Annotated in this window: 15 protein-coding genes; 7 read left to right on the plus strand and 8 right to left on the minus strand. The window is 44.8% G+C overall.

All coding sequences use genetic code 11. From position 1 onward, the window contains the following. Positions 1 to 24: 24 nt before the first annotated feature. From asnS to J2Z69_RS03025, 6 genes are all read left to right on the plus strand, one after another. A complete protein-coding gene (gene asnS, locus J2Z69_RS03000) occupies positions 25 to 1,320 on the plus strand; it encodes an asparagine--tRNA ligase (protein WP_209859014.1) in 1,296 nt (431 codons plus the stop codon). 19 nt (positions 1,321 to 1,339) lie between these two features. Continuing rightward, complete coding sequence (locus J2Z69_RS03005) at positions 1,340 to 2,044, plus strand: DnaD domain-containing protein (protein WP_209859015.1); 705 nt, start codon at positions 1,340 to 1,342, stop codon at positions 2,042 to 2,044. Positions 2,045 to 2,431: 387 nt separating this feature from the next. Beyond that, a complete protein-coding gene (locus J2Z69_RS03010) occupies positions 2,432 to 2,959 on the plus strand; it encodes an RNA polymerase sigma factor (RefSeq protein ID WP_209859016.1) in 528 nt (175 codons plus the stop codon). After that, entirely contained in the window at positions 2,946 to 3,446 is a 501-nt protein-coding gene (locus J2Z69_RS03015; protein WP_209859017.1) for a hypothetical protein, read from the plus strand. The genes J2Z69_RS03010 and J2Z69_RS03015 overlap by 14 nt, the downstream gene beginning before the upstream one ends. Before the next feature lie 21 nt (positions 3,447 to 3,467). After that, positions 3,468 to 4,673, plus strand: a complete 1,206-nt coding sequence (locus J2Z69_RS03020) for a hypothetical protein (RefSeq protein ID WP_245338927.1) — start codon at positions 3,468 to 3,470, stop codon at positions 4,671 to 4,673. Then, the gene (locus tag J2Z69_RS03025; RefSeq protein WP_209859019.1) at positions 4,654 to 5,367 is read left to right on the plus strand and encodes a hypothetical protein; all 714 of its coding nucleotides are present in this window, start codon (positions 4,654 to 4,656) and stop codon (positions 5,365 to 5,367) included. Before J2Z69_RS03020 ends, J2Z69_RS03025 begins: the two co-directional genes overlap by 20 nt. Positions 5,368 to 5,684: 317 nt before the next feature. Here J2Z69_RS03025 and mtnB read toward each other — a convergent pair whose 3' ends face one another. The 7 genes from mtnB to J2Z69_RS03060 form a co-directional block, all read right to left on the minus strand. Continuing rightward, complete coding sequence (mtnB, locus tag J2Z69_RS03030) at positions 5,685 to 6,329, minus strand: methylthioribulose 1-phosphate dehydratase (protein WP_209859020.1); 645 nt, start codon at positions 6,327 to 6,329, stop codon at positions 5,685 to 5,687. Between the two features lie 2 nt (positions 6,330 to 6,331). After that, complete coding sequence (locus tag J2Z69_RS03035; protein ID WP_209859023.1) at positions 6,332 to 7,003, minus strand: 2-hydroxy-3-keto-5-methylthiopentenyl-1-phosphate phosphatase; 672 nt, start codon at positions 7,001 to 7,003, stop codon at positions 6,332 to 6,334. Next, complete coding sequence (locus tag J2Z69_RS03040) at positions 7,000 to 8,211, minus strand: 2,3-diketo-5-methylthiopentyl-1-phosphate enolase (RefSeq protein ID WP_209859024.1); 1,212 nt, start codon at positions 8,209 to 8,211, stop codon at positions 7,000 to 7,002. Before J2Z69_RS03040 ends, J2Z69_RS03035 begins: the two co-directional genes overlap by 4 nt. Continuing rightward, positions 8,208 to 9,065 carry a pyrroline-5-carboxylate reductase gene (gene proC / locus J2Z69_RS03045; RefSeq protein WP_209859027.1) on the minus strand — a complete coding sequence of 286 codons (858 nt, stop codon included), beginning with the start codon at positions 9,063 to 9,065 and terminating at the stop codon, positions 8,208 to 8,210. The genes J2Z69_RS03040 and proC overlap by 4 nt, the downstream gene beginning before the upstream one ends. 19 nt (positions 9,066 to 9,084) lie before the next feature. After that, positions 9,085 to 10,332 carry a glutamate-5-semialdehyde dehydrogenase gene (locus J2Z69_RS03050; protein WP_209859028.1) on the minus strand — a complete coding sequence of 416 codons (1,248 nt, stop codon included), beginning with the start codon at positions 10,330 to 10,332 and terminating at the stop codon, positions 9,085 to 9,087. A 25-nt stretch (positions 10,333 to 10,357) separates the two neighbouring features. Then, entirely contained in the window at positions 10,358 to 11,458 is a 1,101-nt protein-coding gene (proB, locus tag J2Z69_RS03055) for a glutamate 5-kinase (protein WP_209859029.1), read from the minus strand. Positions 11,459 to 11,893: 435 nt separating this feature from the next. Continuing rightward, complete coding sequence (locus J2Z69_RS03060; RefSeq protein WP_245338928.1) at positions 11,894 to 13,093, minus strand: pyridoxal phosphate-dependent aminotransferase; 1,200 nt, start codon at positions 13,091 to 13,093, stop codon at positions 11,894 to 11,896. Positions 13,094 to 13,253: 160 nt separating this feature from the next. Between J2Z69_RS03060 and J2Z69_RS03065 the strand changes: the two genes are divergently transcribed. Beyond that, on the plus strand, positions 13,254 to 14,075 hold the full coding sequence (locus J2Z69_RS03065; protein ID WP_209859031.1) for a carbon-nitrogen family hydrolase: 822 nt from the start codon (positions 13,254 to 13,256) through the stop codon (positions 14,073 to 14,075). Between the two features lie 24 nt (positions 14,076 to 14,099). Here the strand turns inward: J2Z69_RS03065 and J2Z69_RS03070 are convergent, their stop codons facing one another. Beyond that, entirely contained in the window at positions 14,100 to 15,017 is a 918-nt protein-coding gene (locus J2Z69_RS03070; RefSeq protein WP_209859033.1) for a LysR family transcriptional regulator, read from the minus strand. Between the last annotated feature and the right edge of the window lie 180 nt (positions 15,018 to 15,197).

Raw genomic sequence — 15,197 nt, forward strand, 5'->3', positions numbered from 1 at the left:
TTAGGTTGAAAGAGGAGAGATATCATGGCGACCAAAACCGTGATTCGTCAAGTAAGTGAACACGTTGGAGAGACGGTATCCATTGGTTCATGGGTGAATAACAAGCGTTCAAGCGGTAAAATTCAATTTTTACAGCTTCGGGACGGTACTGGCTATATTCAAGGCGTGATTGTAAAAAGTGAAGTATCTGAGGAAGTATGGGACAAAGCGAAGAGCTTAACTCAAGAAAGTTCCCTTTATGTGCAAGGGATCATTCGCGAAGAACCTCGCAGTGCTTCAGGTTATGAAATGACTGTAACGGATCTTGATATTATACACATCACTGAGAACTATCCGATTACACCTAAGGAGCATGGGGTAGATTTCCTCATGGATCACCGTCATTTATGGCTGCGTTCTTCCAAACAGCGTGCTGTAATGGTCATTCGTGCTCAAATCATTCGTGCGATTCAGGAATATTTTGATACGAACGGATTTACGCTAGTCGATCCTCCGATCTTGACACCAACGTCAGCGGAAGGCACGACCAACTTGTTTCATACCAAATATTTTGAAGAAGATGCTTATCTTACTCAAAGTGGACAACTATATATGGAAGCGGCAGCTATGGCACTGGGTAAAGTGTATTCCTTCGGACCTACATTCCGCGCGGAAAAATCCAAAACCCGTCGTCATCTAATTGAATTCTGGATGATAGAGCCTGAAATGGCGTTCACTGATCACGAAGAAAGCTTGAAAGTTCAAGAACAATTCATCGCTCATGTTGTACAATCTGTGGTGAAAAACTGTCGTATGGAGCTTGAAGCTGTGGGCCGTGATATCACGAAGCTTGAAAACATTACCGCACCCTTCCCTCGCATTACTTATGATGAGGCAATTGAATACTTGCATACACAGGAATTTGATATTCCTTGGGGCGAAGATTTCGGCGCTCCTCATGAGACGGCGATTGCAGAACGGTATGACAAACCCGTGTTCATCACGCATTACCCTGCAGGGATTAAGGCTTTCTACATGAAGCCAGATCCTAACAATGCGGATGTTGTTCTATGTGCAGATATGATCGCACCCGAGGGATACGGTGAGATTATTGGGGGTTCCCAGCGAATCGATGATCCAGAACTAATGGAACAGCGTTTCAAAGAACACGATCTTTCCACAGATGCCTACCAATGGTATCTAGATCTAAGAAAATACGGAACGGTGCCTCACTCCGGATTTGGCTTAGGACTAGAAAGAACTGTAGCATGGATTTGCGGCTTGGATCACGTTCGCGAGACCATTCCGTTCCCTCGTACACTGTATCGCCTCTATCCGTAAGGAAAAGGGAGGTATAACTATGAATCATGAACAAGGCTTGTTGCAGGGGATAACATGGGGAATGGCTCAGGGGATCGTAAATGTTCCTCAAGCGTTGCTTCAATCCTATCGAGCGCTGGGCCTAAATGACACGGAAGCCATGCTACTTATACAATTATTATCCTTTCGTCAACAAGAACTAAATGCCTTCCCATCGATGGAGCAATTAGAACTTCGTATGGGTGCTTCCGACACCGTAATTAGCCTACATATTCAGCGGCTGATGCGTGAAGGTTGGATTGCCATTGACGAGGTAACGGATGCGTTAGGTATACGCTATGAACACTATAATCTGACGGGGATGTATGAGAAGCTTAGTGTGTTCTTAGCCGAAGAAATGTCTGGAAGCATGTCTCCTCAAGATCAGAAGGTATTTGAACAAGTTCAGCTTGATCATGTTGAGGGTTCTTTGGAAGAGCAGGAGAGAAATCTGTTTGTTACATTTGAAAAAGAATTCGCTAGACCCTTGTCTCCAATGGAATGTGAGACGATTTCGGGTTGGTTAGATCAAGATCAGTATGCTGATGAACTTATTCGTTTGGCTTTGAAAGAAGCGGTATTTGCGGGTAAAATTCATTTTCGCTATATAGATCGAATTCTTCTCGAATGGAGCCGTAATCGAGTCAAAACTGCTGAGGATGCTAAAGCATTTACGCAAAAATTTCGTAATCAAGGGAAATCATAATTTATTTACAGCAAGCAGCGAATCCTAAGGACTAGGATCGCTGCTTTTTTATGGTTACAAATCTATTTAATGAACTGCCGGTAAGAATGAGCTACTTCATAGAATTAAATACTTCATTTAAATAGAGGACTTTACTCAAGAAGGGATAGGGCTGAGAATGTATAGATTATGGAGATCCATATGAAATACTGAGATATATATGAGATAGGCAGTGTTAACTATGTAGATTATTGTGAAATAACGAGGCTTGCTCAAGACTAATGTAGAGTTATTTGGCTATATTAAAATTCTTTTGTGAATCTATGCAGGGTTTGACGTAAGCTTAAGCGTCAGTTATATAGGAAGGGGGGGAGAGAAATCGAAGAGGAGCAGCGTATACGATATATTTTGCAAGGTCATCCGGAGGCCTTCAGGGATCTGGTAGATACATACAGCAATTATATTTATAAAATGGCTTATTCCGTATTAAGAGATGCCAAAGAAGCCGAGGATACGGCGCAAGAGACGTTCCTTCAAATCTATGAATCTCTCCCCCAGTATCGCTTTGAAGGATTCAAGACATGGATCTCAAGAATATGCTTCCACAAAGCTATAGATGCCAAACGGCGTAAGGAACGACGACGGGAAGATGAATGGAATTCAGAAGATTGGCTTCAGGCCAAGATAGCGGATGAAGATGAACCTTTAGATATGCTGATCAAAAGAGAGAGTAAGCTCACACTGCATACTAGAATAAGTTCTTTACCCCCTGCGCATCGTCACATTGTGACGGAATTTTATCTAAAAGAAAAGACGTATGATCAGATCGCCTCAGAGGAGGGCGTCTCGGTTCGAACGATTGAGTCTAGGCTTTACCGAGCAAGAGGCTTCATTCGTGAACATTGGAAGGAGGAAGAAAGCCATGAAAGATCGTGATAGCTCATACAGAGAACTCATTCTACTTTATATGAACGATAAGCTGGATGATAGAGGCCGTATAGAAGTAGAACAGCAAATGGAACAAAATGATGAGTTCATGCTTGAATATATGGATATCCTTGAACATGAATCGTCTATATTCCCAGAGCTTAACGATCCTGCGCAATTTACACATAATGTCATGGCGGAGCTTCCTCGGCAAAAATGTATTAAGCAGGAAGAATATTCCGATGAGCATCAAGGTATCAAGCAGGAAGATTATGAGCTTGAGTATCATCGGGTTAAAGGCCGTTCTTGGCTGATTCACCCGATCACACATTACGCCATTGCGGCTTCAATTACTTTAGTACTGATGAGTACAGGAACATTCGATCATTTATTCAAAGACAGCGAAGGTGCTTTGGAACTCAAAGGAGCATCGTATAGTGCTCAGCTCATGACCAAAACTACACATTGGCTTGATCGGTTGAACAGACACAATTAACAGCAGAAAGGAATGGGAAATATGCCAATACAGCGGAGCCGAATGTTGGCTTTCTTGTTGAATGTGATTTCGGGATTAGGACATTTTTACTGGGGGAGGAAGACTAGAAGTTTTGTTTATATGTTTTTATTTTTTGGTGCGTTATTTGGTGGAGCATTTCTAGGTATGATAAATAATGATGATAGTTTTTTTGGTGTTGCTTCAATCTTTGCAGTAATCGTATGGATAATTAGCATGTGTGATCTTATCATTCTCTTACTCAGTGGAGCACCTGCGTTATCATCCTATGCACCCCACACAGCTAATCTTAATCCTACCCATAACTCAAGCCAATCTGAATCATCTTTTACAGAGGGATATATTTCAGCGCCTTCCATGCAACAGGTGAATCGGAAAGAGGGGGAGCGATTCTATACCATTCTGTTGTCCTTTGTTCCTGGTCTTGGCCATCTTCATATGGGCTTAATGCAAAGGGGATTGTCTTTCCTTATTGCTTTCTTCGGTATGATTACGATGCTGTTCTTTGTATCTGGAATTACGAATAGTGATGCCTTTCTATTGTTTTTAGGAATACTCCCAATTATCTGGTTATATAGCATGTTCGATGCCGTTCAGTTAGTCCATCGCCGTCAGGCGGGGGAGATCATTGTGGACCGAACGCTATTTGATGATTGGGAAGCAGGTAAAGAAGAGGGGAAACGTAGTAAGGTATTAGCGACGATGCTTTCTGCTATTCCAGGCGCAGGTCAGATGTATTTAGGTGTACAAAAGCGTGGTCTGCAGCTGATGGTCTTGTTCTTTGGGAGTTTCTATATTATAGATGTGCTGCGCTTATCTTTATTTTTGTTCCTTCTTCCCGTAATTTGGTTCTATAGTTTTTTTGACGGAATGCAAATGACAAGTCGTTATGGTAGAGAGCCCCTTGTTGATAAGCCTTTGGTCGAGGGACTTGGAAATCATCAGCGCTGGTTAGGCATGATTCTTATAGTGTTAGGCATCTATTATGTAGCGATGAATCTAGTCGTTCCTGTTATAGATAAAGAATTCCCCAACTTATACTTGTCAGGACGGATTGATAAATATTTCAGACCTTTTGTAGTGGCTGTCGTATTAATTGCTGGAGGCTTGAGATTGCTAGCAGGTGATCGCCGCGGCACTTCTAAGCCAGCAGGGCCTAATTTAATTCCTGATGATAGGAGGAACCATGATGACGAATCTTCAAGATGAGGTTGTACTACAAAAGTCAGAACCATTCAAAAAGTCACAGTCCTTCGAAGAGAAACCCGCTAAACTGTGGCGTGTGGGTACCTTATCTATGGGGTTATCTTTGCTCTGGCTGGGTATTGTAATTTTGATAGCGCAGTGGAAAGGGTTAAGTGCGTTTGATGCTGCAATGAATTGGTGGCCCGTTATCTTTATTATGCTTGGACTCGAAATTGTATTCTATACGCTACTTTTTAGACAAAAAAAGATGTACTATGATGTACTAAGTATTTTTTTCGTAGGCATGTTGTCTGTTGGGTGTCTGATGTTTGCAGGACTTACTTCACTGGGGCTGATTAAGGAAGTACGAGAGTCGATTGTGTCTGATAAGCTGACGCATCGTATCCCTGTAACTGCTATACCGCTTGCAAGTGGAGTAACGAAGATCATTGTAGAAGGCGTCTACCCTGAACAAGTGAAAGTAGATTATGCACCTGTGAAAGATATGAAGATGTGGGGGACCTACGAAAGTACGTCAGAGCCAGAAGGAGCATTAACGGAGAAATACGACAAAGAAGCAATCTCGTTCAATCAGGTGGGAGATACGCTGTATGTGCAGCTAATTAATCCTCCTAAAGCTTTATTTAACGAAGGAGCCAGCCAGCTTACCGCTACCCTTGTGGCTCCTAAAGGCATGAATGTAAAAGTGAGATATTGAGCACCGAAGAATAGCTTACCCCTGTCTTCTATTTCGAATGAGGTAGACAAAAAAGAAAACAATTAGCCCTAAAGAAATCAATAGGATGAAAAGTCCTGCAATCGCTGTAGTCCATGAGAGACTCATTAACCATTCAACTCCCTGTTATAAAATAGAGAGGGCTTACGAGCCCTCTCTACTTTTTGTATGATAAGCATAAGACATGACTTGCATAGCATATAGGCATAGCAATAGCACGTAACGCGCTTCTGTATGTATATCGCTTCGAACGAACCTACAAAAACGTCGTATTATTCATATTGTACCTCTCCAACATCCTATCCCCTCAAGGTCAGACTACGGTAAATATGTTCAAAAATAAATTCGAAGGATTCCAGATGACGTTTGGCTTCAAAAGCGTTGGCTCCCCAAGCATAAATGCCGTGGTTACGCAGAACTATGCCAGGAATATCTTGTTGTAACGCGGCCGGAATGAGTTCAGCAATACGTGGGATCGCAGCGAAGTTCGGGAGAATAGGTATCTGAATCTTGGCATTCTCTTCCCAGATGCCCAGTCCTTTGATAAGTTCAATGCCTTGAGCGGGAATATAACCGGTATCTCCATAACCTTCGCTAATAATATTGTTATAGATTGTATGCACATGGAATATAGCTCCGCACCCCGTAAGGCGATAGATCTCGGCATGAATCAACGTCTCTGCACTTGGCTTTAGCTTAGTAGCTTCCGCAGGTTGCCCCGCTTGATCTACGAAGAGAAAGTCCTCTGGCGTATGGATAGATTTATCTTTCCCACTGGCCGTTACAGCAAAATGAAATTGTTCGGGCTGGTATGCCCCGACTCGAACAGAAAGATTGCCGCTGGTTCCCGGGAACCAGCCACGTGCTGCAAATTGTTCTTTAATAATACGCAGTTCTTGTAAGGCATGTTGCTTCTCTTCTAAAGGTATATTTGCAAAGCTCATTCCTATTCAGCTCCTAATCTTTTCTCGATATGCTCTTGAATCTCATGGAATGTCTCAAATGGGGTATGGGCAATGCCAAGTTCCTTACATTTCACGGTTAGAGCAGAGCGGGAGTATACGCGATCTGCTAATTTGGCACCTTCAAAGTCGGTCAAGCTATCGCCAATCAGAATACGCTCATACTGCTCTATAGGAAATTGGCGCATAACTGTCGTCTTACACATACCGCAGTCATTGGAACAATGTTCATCACATGGATGCGGCCAGGTAATCTCGATATGTGAACCAGAGAAATTCGAGCCATTACAATAGATATGATCGTCCGCAATAGGAAAAGGAGCAAGTAAAGGTTTCACGAAAAAATCGATTCCACCGCTCGTCACATAAAACGGAATGTGCTGGCTCTGGACATAATTTAAGAACTCTTCAAAACCGTCTCGGATGCCGGCCTGTCCTAATACAAAGTCTGTAATCTCTTTTTTCATCGATGAAGGAAGGAGGGCGAACATCGCTCCAACACCTTCATGAATTGAAATGTCATGGGCAAGAATCTGCTTCATAATGGCCTCATAGCCCGCAGGCTTAAAATGCTTCATAATAGCGACAATGTTATCACTGAGGGTAATCGTCCCGTCAAAATCACAGAAAATGACGGGCTGTTTGATGCTGCTCATCGTTGTCCTCCCCATAGTTGTAGTGCGGCTTTGAGCTCTGCATGATGCTCTGCTGCTTCTTCAAGCGATTGCCCTGCAAGCGAGGCTTCAATCGCTTGCTGGAAGGCCCGTCCTCCGGCTGCGGCGCCGCCGGGATGACCGTGAATGCCACCCCCGGCATTCACGACGACGTCCTGACCGAAGTCGGCGAGAATACGGGGCGTAAGCCCCGGATGAATGCCGGCTGACGGTACAGGGAAGCTGGTCCGCAGCGGGCTATCCTTGCGGACCAGTTCATCGCGGATCGCGAGATTCTCTTCCCTTGGCATCACGACAGATCCGTATGGAGAAGGGAAGAGAACTAGATCCGCTCCCGCGGAGCGCATCAGCTTGCCGAGCAATAGCGATGCGGCAATGCCATAATTCGGCGCGGGATAGAGCGCGCCCGCAAGAGACGGATGGGCAGCAATCGGGACGTGAATATCCGAGTCGCTGCTCAGTTCCTGAAGCACGTCCAGCCCGTAAGCTAGCGGGCTGAAGAGCAGAGCGCTGGCACCAGCATCGATAGCTTTAAGTGCCTCTTTGCGAAGCTCGGACGTTCTTCCCGTAAGATTCACGGCGTAGAGCAATTTTTTGCCCGTGGTTTGTTCTGCTTCCTCGGCTGCTTGTCTGCATATTTCCGCACGTCGCTCGATCGGAGTGAGAGGGTTATCGAACAGGATTTCATCATCCTTAATCAGATCCACACCCCCTAAGGCTTGAGCAAGGAACTGCTGCTTCAGTCCTTCCAGATCGTAACCAACTACAGATTTGAATATACTCATCAGTAAGGGTCGCTTGGGAGCATGGAGAAGCGAACGTATGCCTTCAATTCCAAATTTCGGTCCTGGCATATGGCTCAGGAAATTTTCGGAGAAATCCAGATCCAGTAATTTAATCTGTCCATCCATAGAGATTTTGCCGAATGCCGTAATAAGGAGAGCAGGAAGATCTCGACTAAAATTAAGATCGGGGTAAGCGATGGTAACATCAGCATACCGCTTACCCGCCGCTGATTCGGCTTCCTTGACGCTAACGACATGCCCCAGATGCTTCCGCATGCTTTCTTGCTGGAGCTGGGGCAGTTCTGTCCAGCTGCCTACCGTCATGCCGACTGCAATGGACTCCGCTTTGCGCTGAAAATCTGCCTTGGCATCATGAATTCTATAAGTTGCTGTACAGTAACTCATGATAAGGACTCCTGAATAGCCGCGCCCATTTCCTTAGAACGTTCCTCACAGCGCCTTACGGCAGCTTTTACGGTCTCGGTAAAACCTGCTGCTGCGAACACTTCAATCGCGGCTTGGGTAGAACCATTTGGTGATGTGATAGCCTTACGAAGGTTGGCCGGATCTTCCTCTGTCTGTAGCATCATTTGTGCAGCGCCAAGAACGGTCTGTACCGTAAGTTCACGCGCTTGCTCTGCCATGAGTCCCCCTTCTACACCAGCGGTAATCATGGCTTCCATCATATAATAAATATAAGCGGGACCACTTCCTGAAATTCCCGTGAGAATATCCATTTTCTCTTCTGCAATGATCGTCACGAGTCCAACTGCTTCAAAGATAGAGAGGGCTTTTTGCTGCAAATCGGTATGAACTTCCTTAGAAAAAGCAATTCCCGTTGCGCCGAGTCCAATCGAGCTTGAGGTATTCGGCATCGTACGAGCAATCGGCTGTTTGCGTCCGAGCAGAGCTTGCATAGTAGGAATGGATAATCCTGCAATAACGGAGACAACCAATTGGTCTTCATGAAGTATAGGCCCAAGTGCTTTAAGAGCTTCCGCCGCATCTTTAGGTTTCATGGCTAGCACAAGGATCGGGGAACGCTGCAACATCGATTGCTTTTGTTCGGCTGAGTGACCTACTTGCACGTTATACGTCTGAGCGAGGTAGTCAAGTCGCTCTGCATTGCTTCGGTTAAACATAGCGATCTGCTGAGGCTCAGCTACAGCACGATTAATGAGTCCTCTAACAATGGCTTCAGCCATCGAGCCAGCTCCGTAGAAGCAGATGTGTGGGGTTTGATGTTCTTGGTTGTTCATACATGTTCCTCCTTTAAAATTAGGGACGGATTTGACCTGTTCCTTGAATTGTATATTTAGTGGAAGTCAGTGCAGGCAGGCCCATTGGACCTCTAGCATGTAATTTCTGAGTGCTGATGCCTATCTCTGCTCCATAGCCGAACTCAAATCCATCTGTAAAGCGAGTGGAAGCATTATGATAGACCGCAGCTGCGTCCACCTCATTTAGAAACCGTAAAGCATTCTCTTCATTTTCGGTGACAATACACTCGGAATGCTTGGTACCGAACTGCGAAATGTGTTGTAGGGCTTCGTCCAAATGAGTTACAACTTTTATATTCAAAATGTAATCATTATACTCTGTCGCATAATCTTCACTTGTTGCCAAGTGGGCTTCCTTTACAAGGGTTCTCGTGATATCACACCCACGCAGTTCTACCTTTTCTGCCTGAAGCGCTTTAGCAATGATAGGTAAATGGGCAGCAGCAAATGACTCATGCACGAGTAGTGTCTCCATGGAGTTGCAGACAGAAGGACGCTGCACTTTAGCATTAAGCGCAATGTCTTGGGCCATATGTGGATTAGCACTAGCATCGAGATAGGTATGGCAAATTCCTGCTCCCGTCTCAATTACAGGTACGGTAGCATTTTGCACCACATTCTGAATCAATGAGCTTCCGCCGCGAGGGATGAGTACGTCTAGAATCCCATTTAACTTCATCATCTCATCCACGCTTGAACGGTTGGAATCTTCAATGAGCTGAACCGAATCTTGAGGAATGGAAGTTCCTGATAGGGCTAAATGAATGATCTGGGTGATCTTGCGGTTAGAAGACAGAGCAGCCGAACCCCCGCGAAGTACAACGGCATTCCCTGTTTTGAGGCACAGCCCGGCAGCATCTACCGTTACATTTGGACGGGCTTCATAAATAATGCCTATCACACCAATCGGCACTCTTTTCTTAACAATGTGCAGTCCGTTAGGGCGATCGATAGTCTCTAACGTCTCACCAACAGGGTCAGGAAGTTCCGCAATTTGCCGAAGTCCTTCGGCAATACCTTGAATCCGTTCATGGTTCAGGGCAAGGCGGTCTAGCAGAGATTCAGGCGTTCCCAAGGTTCGGCCTTGTTCCAAGTCTTCAAGATTAGCTTGAATAATCTGATCCGCATGTGTAACTAGCGCATCAGCAACAATGCATAAAGCCTGATTTTTTTGTTCTGTCGTACATTGACCCAAAATTTCTGCAGCCGCTGATGCCTTCAATGCTTTTGACCTAACTTCACTCATGGTAGGGCCTCCCTAGATCATCCTTTTATTTTAACGAAATCCATTCATCCCGGTGGATGACTTCAAGACGATGACTTCCTTCGGTCTTCTTCATCCTATCCTGACTTGGAAGTCCCATCACTTCTGTCAATTGTTGCTCACTATAATTCACGATACCTCTACCCAGAATTTCGCGAGAAGGACTGATTACTTCTACGACGTCCCCACTTTGAAAATGTCCTTCTACAGATCGTACACCCACGGGAAGCAGACTGCGACCTCCATGAATCAGAGCTTTTTCCGCTCCTTCATCGACCATCAATGTACCGAGTGGGGTGGAGAGGAAGGCGAGCCATTGTTTTTTCATAGGCAAAGACGTTGTTTTGGTCTCGAAATAAGTTCCACGACCTCGTCCTTGCACAGCTTCAAGCAATTGTCCGGGTTCTGTGCTCTGCCCAATGAATACGGGGACACCGCCCCGCGTTGCAATTTTAGCTGCATCCATTTTGGAGCGCATTCCCCCTGTGCCCACACTTGAACCTGAGCCCCCAGCAAGACTATAAATATCTGCTGTGATTTCAGGAACGCATTCGATTCGCGTAGCGGAAGGATCGATGCGTGGATCGCTAGTATACAGACCATCCATATCCGTTAGAATGATTAAATGATCGGCCTTGAGCAGGTTAGCTACAAGTGCTGAAAGCGTATCGTTATCGCCAAACTTCAATTCATCTACAGAGACCGTATCGTTCTCGTTCACGATGGGAAGCACGCCCTGCTTCAATAATTCTTCCACAGCCATACTGGCATTGCCCATTCGTTTGCGATGGAGAAAATCTGTTCGGGTCAATAGAATTTGAGCCGCAGGAATGTTATGAATTTGAAAAGCTTCTCTATATGACTGCATCAACAGAGCCTGACCCACGGCGGCGGCGGCTTGTTTCTCATGCAGTTGTTTGGGGCGCTCAACATAGCCCATTTCACGAAATCCTGCAGCTACTGCTCCAGACGTAACCAACAAAACCTGATAACCAGCTAGGCGGAGACTTGCGATTTCTTTTGCAAAAAAACGAACGGAAAGAGAATTCAACCCTCCTTCAGGTGAAGTTAAGGAGCTGCTGCCAATTTTTACGACGACTCTTTGCATATTGGGAATGTCCTCCCTTCCTAATGGATTATTTGCTTTTGAAAGACACTGTCTTTTACTTTAAAAAATTTCAATTACTTTATAAAACTTCATATACTTCATCCCTCAATGAGATTAGCTAGTTTTTAGAATACAAAAAAACTTCCGCCTTTGCATGCAAAGGACGAAAGTTTTGCTTCCGCGGTACCACCTTTATTGATGAGAATTCCCGCAGGAATTCCATCCGACTTTCAGCCCGTAACAGGGGCGTCTGTTCGGCTTGACAGCCGACCGTTCAGGGATAGGGTTCCGAGGAGGCGCTACGTAAATTCTCTCAGCCTGCGGAATTTACTCTCTGATCAGCGCAAGTAATCTTCGTACTGGTCCCGTCAACACGTTTCAATATTATTGATAGAATACCATGGGCTTACCGGGTTTGCAAAGCATGGAGTTTCACTAGAAAAGGGATAACTTCCCAATTCGATAGACAGCTTCACGGAGTCGTTCTTCATCACTTAGCAGGCCCAGCCTTACGAATCCTTCACCGTGGCTGCCAAACCCAACCCCAGGTGCAACCGCTACTTTTGCTTTATCCAGTAATAATTCGGCAAATGAGCTGGAATCATAGCCTTGAGGAACGGGCAACCAAGCAAAGAACGAGCCTTTAGGTTTGGATGCATCCCAACCAATCTCAGATAAAGCACCATATAGTGCATTTCTTCTGGACTCATATAGGGCTACTAGATCCGCGACATTCTGCTGACTGCTGGTCAAAGCAATCTGCGCCGCTTCTTGTACCGCTCCAAATAAGCTAACATAGATATGATCTTGAAGTTGATTGATAAGAGAAATAATCTTTTCATTACCTAAGGCAAAAGCTACACGCCAACCAGCCATATTATAAGTTTTGGACATCGTATAATATTCGATACCTACTTCCTTAGCTCCAGAAGCTTCTAGGAAACTCACAGGACGGTGTCCATCAAATCCTATGGCGCCATAGGCGAAGTCACTAGCAACCACAATGTTATTTTCTGCTGCAAATTTGACCGTGTCTTCATAGAAGGAGAGCGGTGCTGTAGCCGAAGTTGGATTGTTCGGATAATTCAGGAACATTAATTTGGCACGAGCTTTGTCTGCGGCACTTATAGCCGTGTAATCCGGTAGATAATGATGTTCTTCTCGGAGCGGGAGGAAGGACATCTCCCCGCCTGCAAGTGCTACGCCTGACCAATAATCCGGATAACCTGGATTAGGAACTAAGCAAAGATCCCCAGGATTCAGAAGAATTTGGCTAATCTGCACAAGACCCGTTTTTCCACCGAATAGGATTGCGACTTCTTTCTCTGGATCTAAAGTAACGCCATAATCTTCGAGATAGCGCTGGGCCACAGCTTCTTTTAAGAAGGCATGTCCTGAAAAGGGAGAGTATTTGTGGTATTGTGGGTTAGCGACTGCCTTCTGAGCCGCCTCTACAATATGTATTGGTGTGGGACGATCTGGATTTCCCTGTCCTAAATTGATCACGTCGTGGCCTGCAGCCACCTGCTTACCTACATTTTGAACCAGTGTAGCAAAAAACTGCTTAGGCAGACGCCCCATAATATCAGCGGGTTCTACGGTAATAGAGGGGTACCCTTTCTCGGGTTGACTCATAGATTTACACACTCCGATCCATACAAAAATAGAATAGTTTTAACTTAACATGATTTAACCAAGGTGTATAGAATGAATTGGACTGGTATTATTGCATTTCTATCCTCCTAGACGATATGATATAACGAACAATTTACGCATGAATAAGGAGGTCCTTATAATGACCGCTAAACCTACTTTAAATATTACAATGATTCAATCTGATATCATGCTCGGGGAACCCGATGCCAATCGAGTGCGAGTGAAGACGCAGATGGAACAGGCGATGGACATGGATATTAAGCCTGATGTAATTGTGTTACCTGAAATGTGGAATACAGGGTATGCGCTGGATCAAATTCAAGATCTAGCAGATGCCGAAGGAGCGCTCTCGAAGACTTGGCTAGCTCAGTTTGCTGCAGAACATAGAGTTCACATTATAGGAGGTTCCGTAGCTCAAAAAACGGATGGACTTGTCCGCAACACCATGTATACGTTTAATCGTGACGGTGAGTTAACAGCCGAGTATTCCAAAATCCATCTTTTTCGCTTAATGGAGGAGGAGAAGCATCTCACTTCAGGCGATGAAATAGTCACATTTCCAATCGAGGGGGCTATGGGGGGAGCATCCATTTGTTACGATATACGGTTCCCTGAGTTATCCCGCACGCTCGCATTACAAGGCGCAAAAGTGTTATTCGTTCCAGCAGAATGGCCTCATCCAAGGCTGCATCACTGGCGTACATTGTTAACCGCACGGGCGATTGAGAATCAAATGTATGTCGTCGCTTGCAATCGGGTGGGCAGTAGTGGGAAAGATACGTTTTTTGGACATTCACTCATTATAGATCCTTGGGGTGAAATTATAGCCGAAGGTGGAGAATCCGAGGAATTAGTCAGCGGACAGATCGACCTCAACTTGGTGGATGAAGTGCGTACGAAGATTCCGGTATTTGAGGACCGTAGACCTTATTTATATCAGCTAGATCGTAAAGATATCTAATCAAATAAATGACTCTCCACCTTTCTAAGGTTCGAGAGTCATTTTTTGTTCTAGCGTAGTTTTGAACGTTTCAATAAAGGCTTCCGCTGCTTTAGATAGGTATCTGCCCTTACGGTAGGCAATCACTAGCGTCCTACTAGGGGCGGGGTCAGCCAGAGTTAAGTAGATCGGTACCATTTCACTCCGCTGAGATCTAGCGATAAAACGGGGAACGAACGTAATGCCCATTCCTGCCGCAACTAAGGACTGAATCGTCTCAATGTTATTGCTTTCAAAGACGATATTAGGCTCAAACCCTGACTCTCGGCACAAATCCACGATCAGCCTGCGCAGACCTTGACCTTTTTTAAGCACAATAAAGGCTTCGTCTTTCAGTTGGCTGACGTGAACATCCTTACCTAGATTAGAAAATTCCGCAAGTGGATGGTTCGGAGGCACAGCTAGATCGATTTGCTCTTCTCCAATGGGTTCAAAGGTTAATGATGATTCTTCCAAAGGTAGTGAGAGAAGGCTTAAATCTGTTCCCCCACCTGCTGTTAATTTCTCCAAATTGAGCGAAGTGTCTTCTAATAAAGAGATTTGAATGTCAGGATAGGCCTCTTTGAAGGCGGGAAGTACATAGGGGAGCAGGTGAGAACCTGTAATCGGCATACTTCCAACGACAACTCGCCCCTTGCGAAGCTGAGAGATATCATCCATTTCTTGCCGCAGCTGTTCAACAGCGTCAACAATTTTACGTGCATGGACAATGAAACTTTCCCCCGCGTGCGTAAGTTCCACACTGCTGGTATTTCGCTGGAATAAAAGTACCCCAAGTTCTTTTTCTAGCTTGGACAGTTGCTGACTTAATGAGGGCTGTGCAATATGTAGCTTATCTGCGGCTCTTGAGAAATTACGTTCTTCTGCAATTTGAAGTGTATAATGCAATTGTCGAAATTCCAATTTGTGAATCCTCCTTATAAAGAAAGCTTTATTTATCATAATTACCTATAAATGAGTATAATATATTTCATCAATAAAAACCTTATGTTGAGCATGAGAGTAACAATTTAAGGTTGACATGTAGGCCTGTATTCAGATGACATTTGAACCTATATAAGGTATAATGAACTTAACTTATTT

The sequence above is a fragment of the Paenibacillus shirakamiensis genome, from assembly GCF_017874255.1.
Lineage (GTDB): Bacteria > Bacillota > Bacilli > Paenibacillales > Paenibacillaceae > Fontibacillus > Fontibacillus shirakamiensis.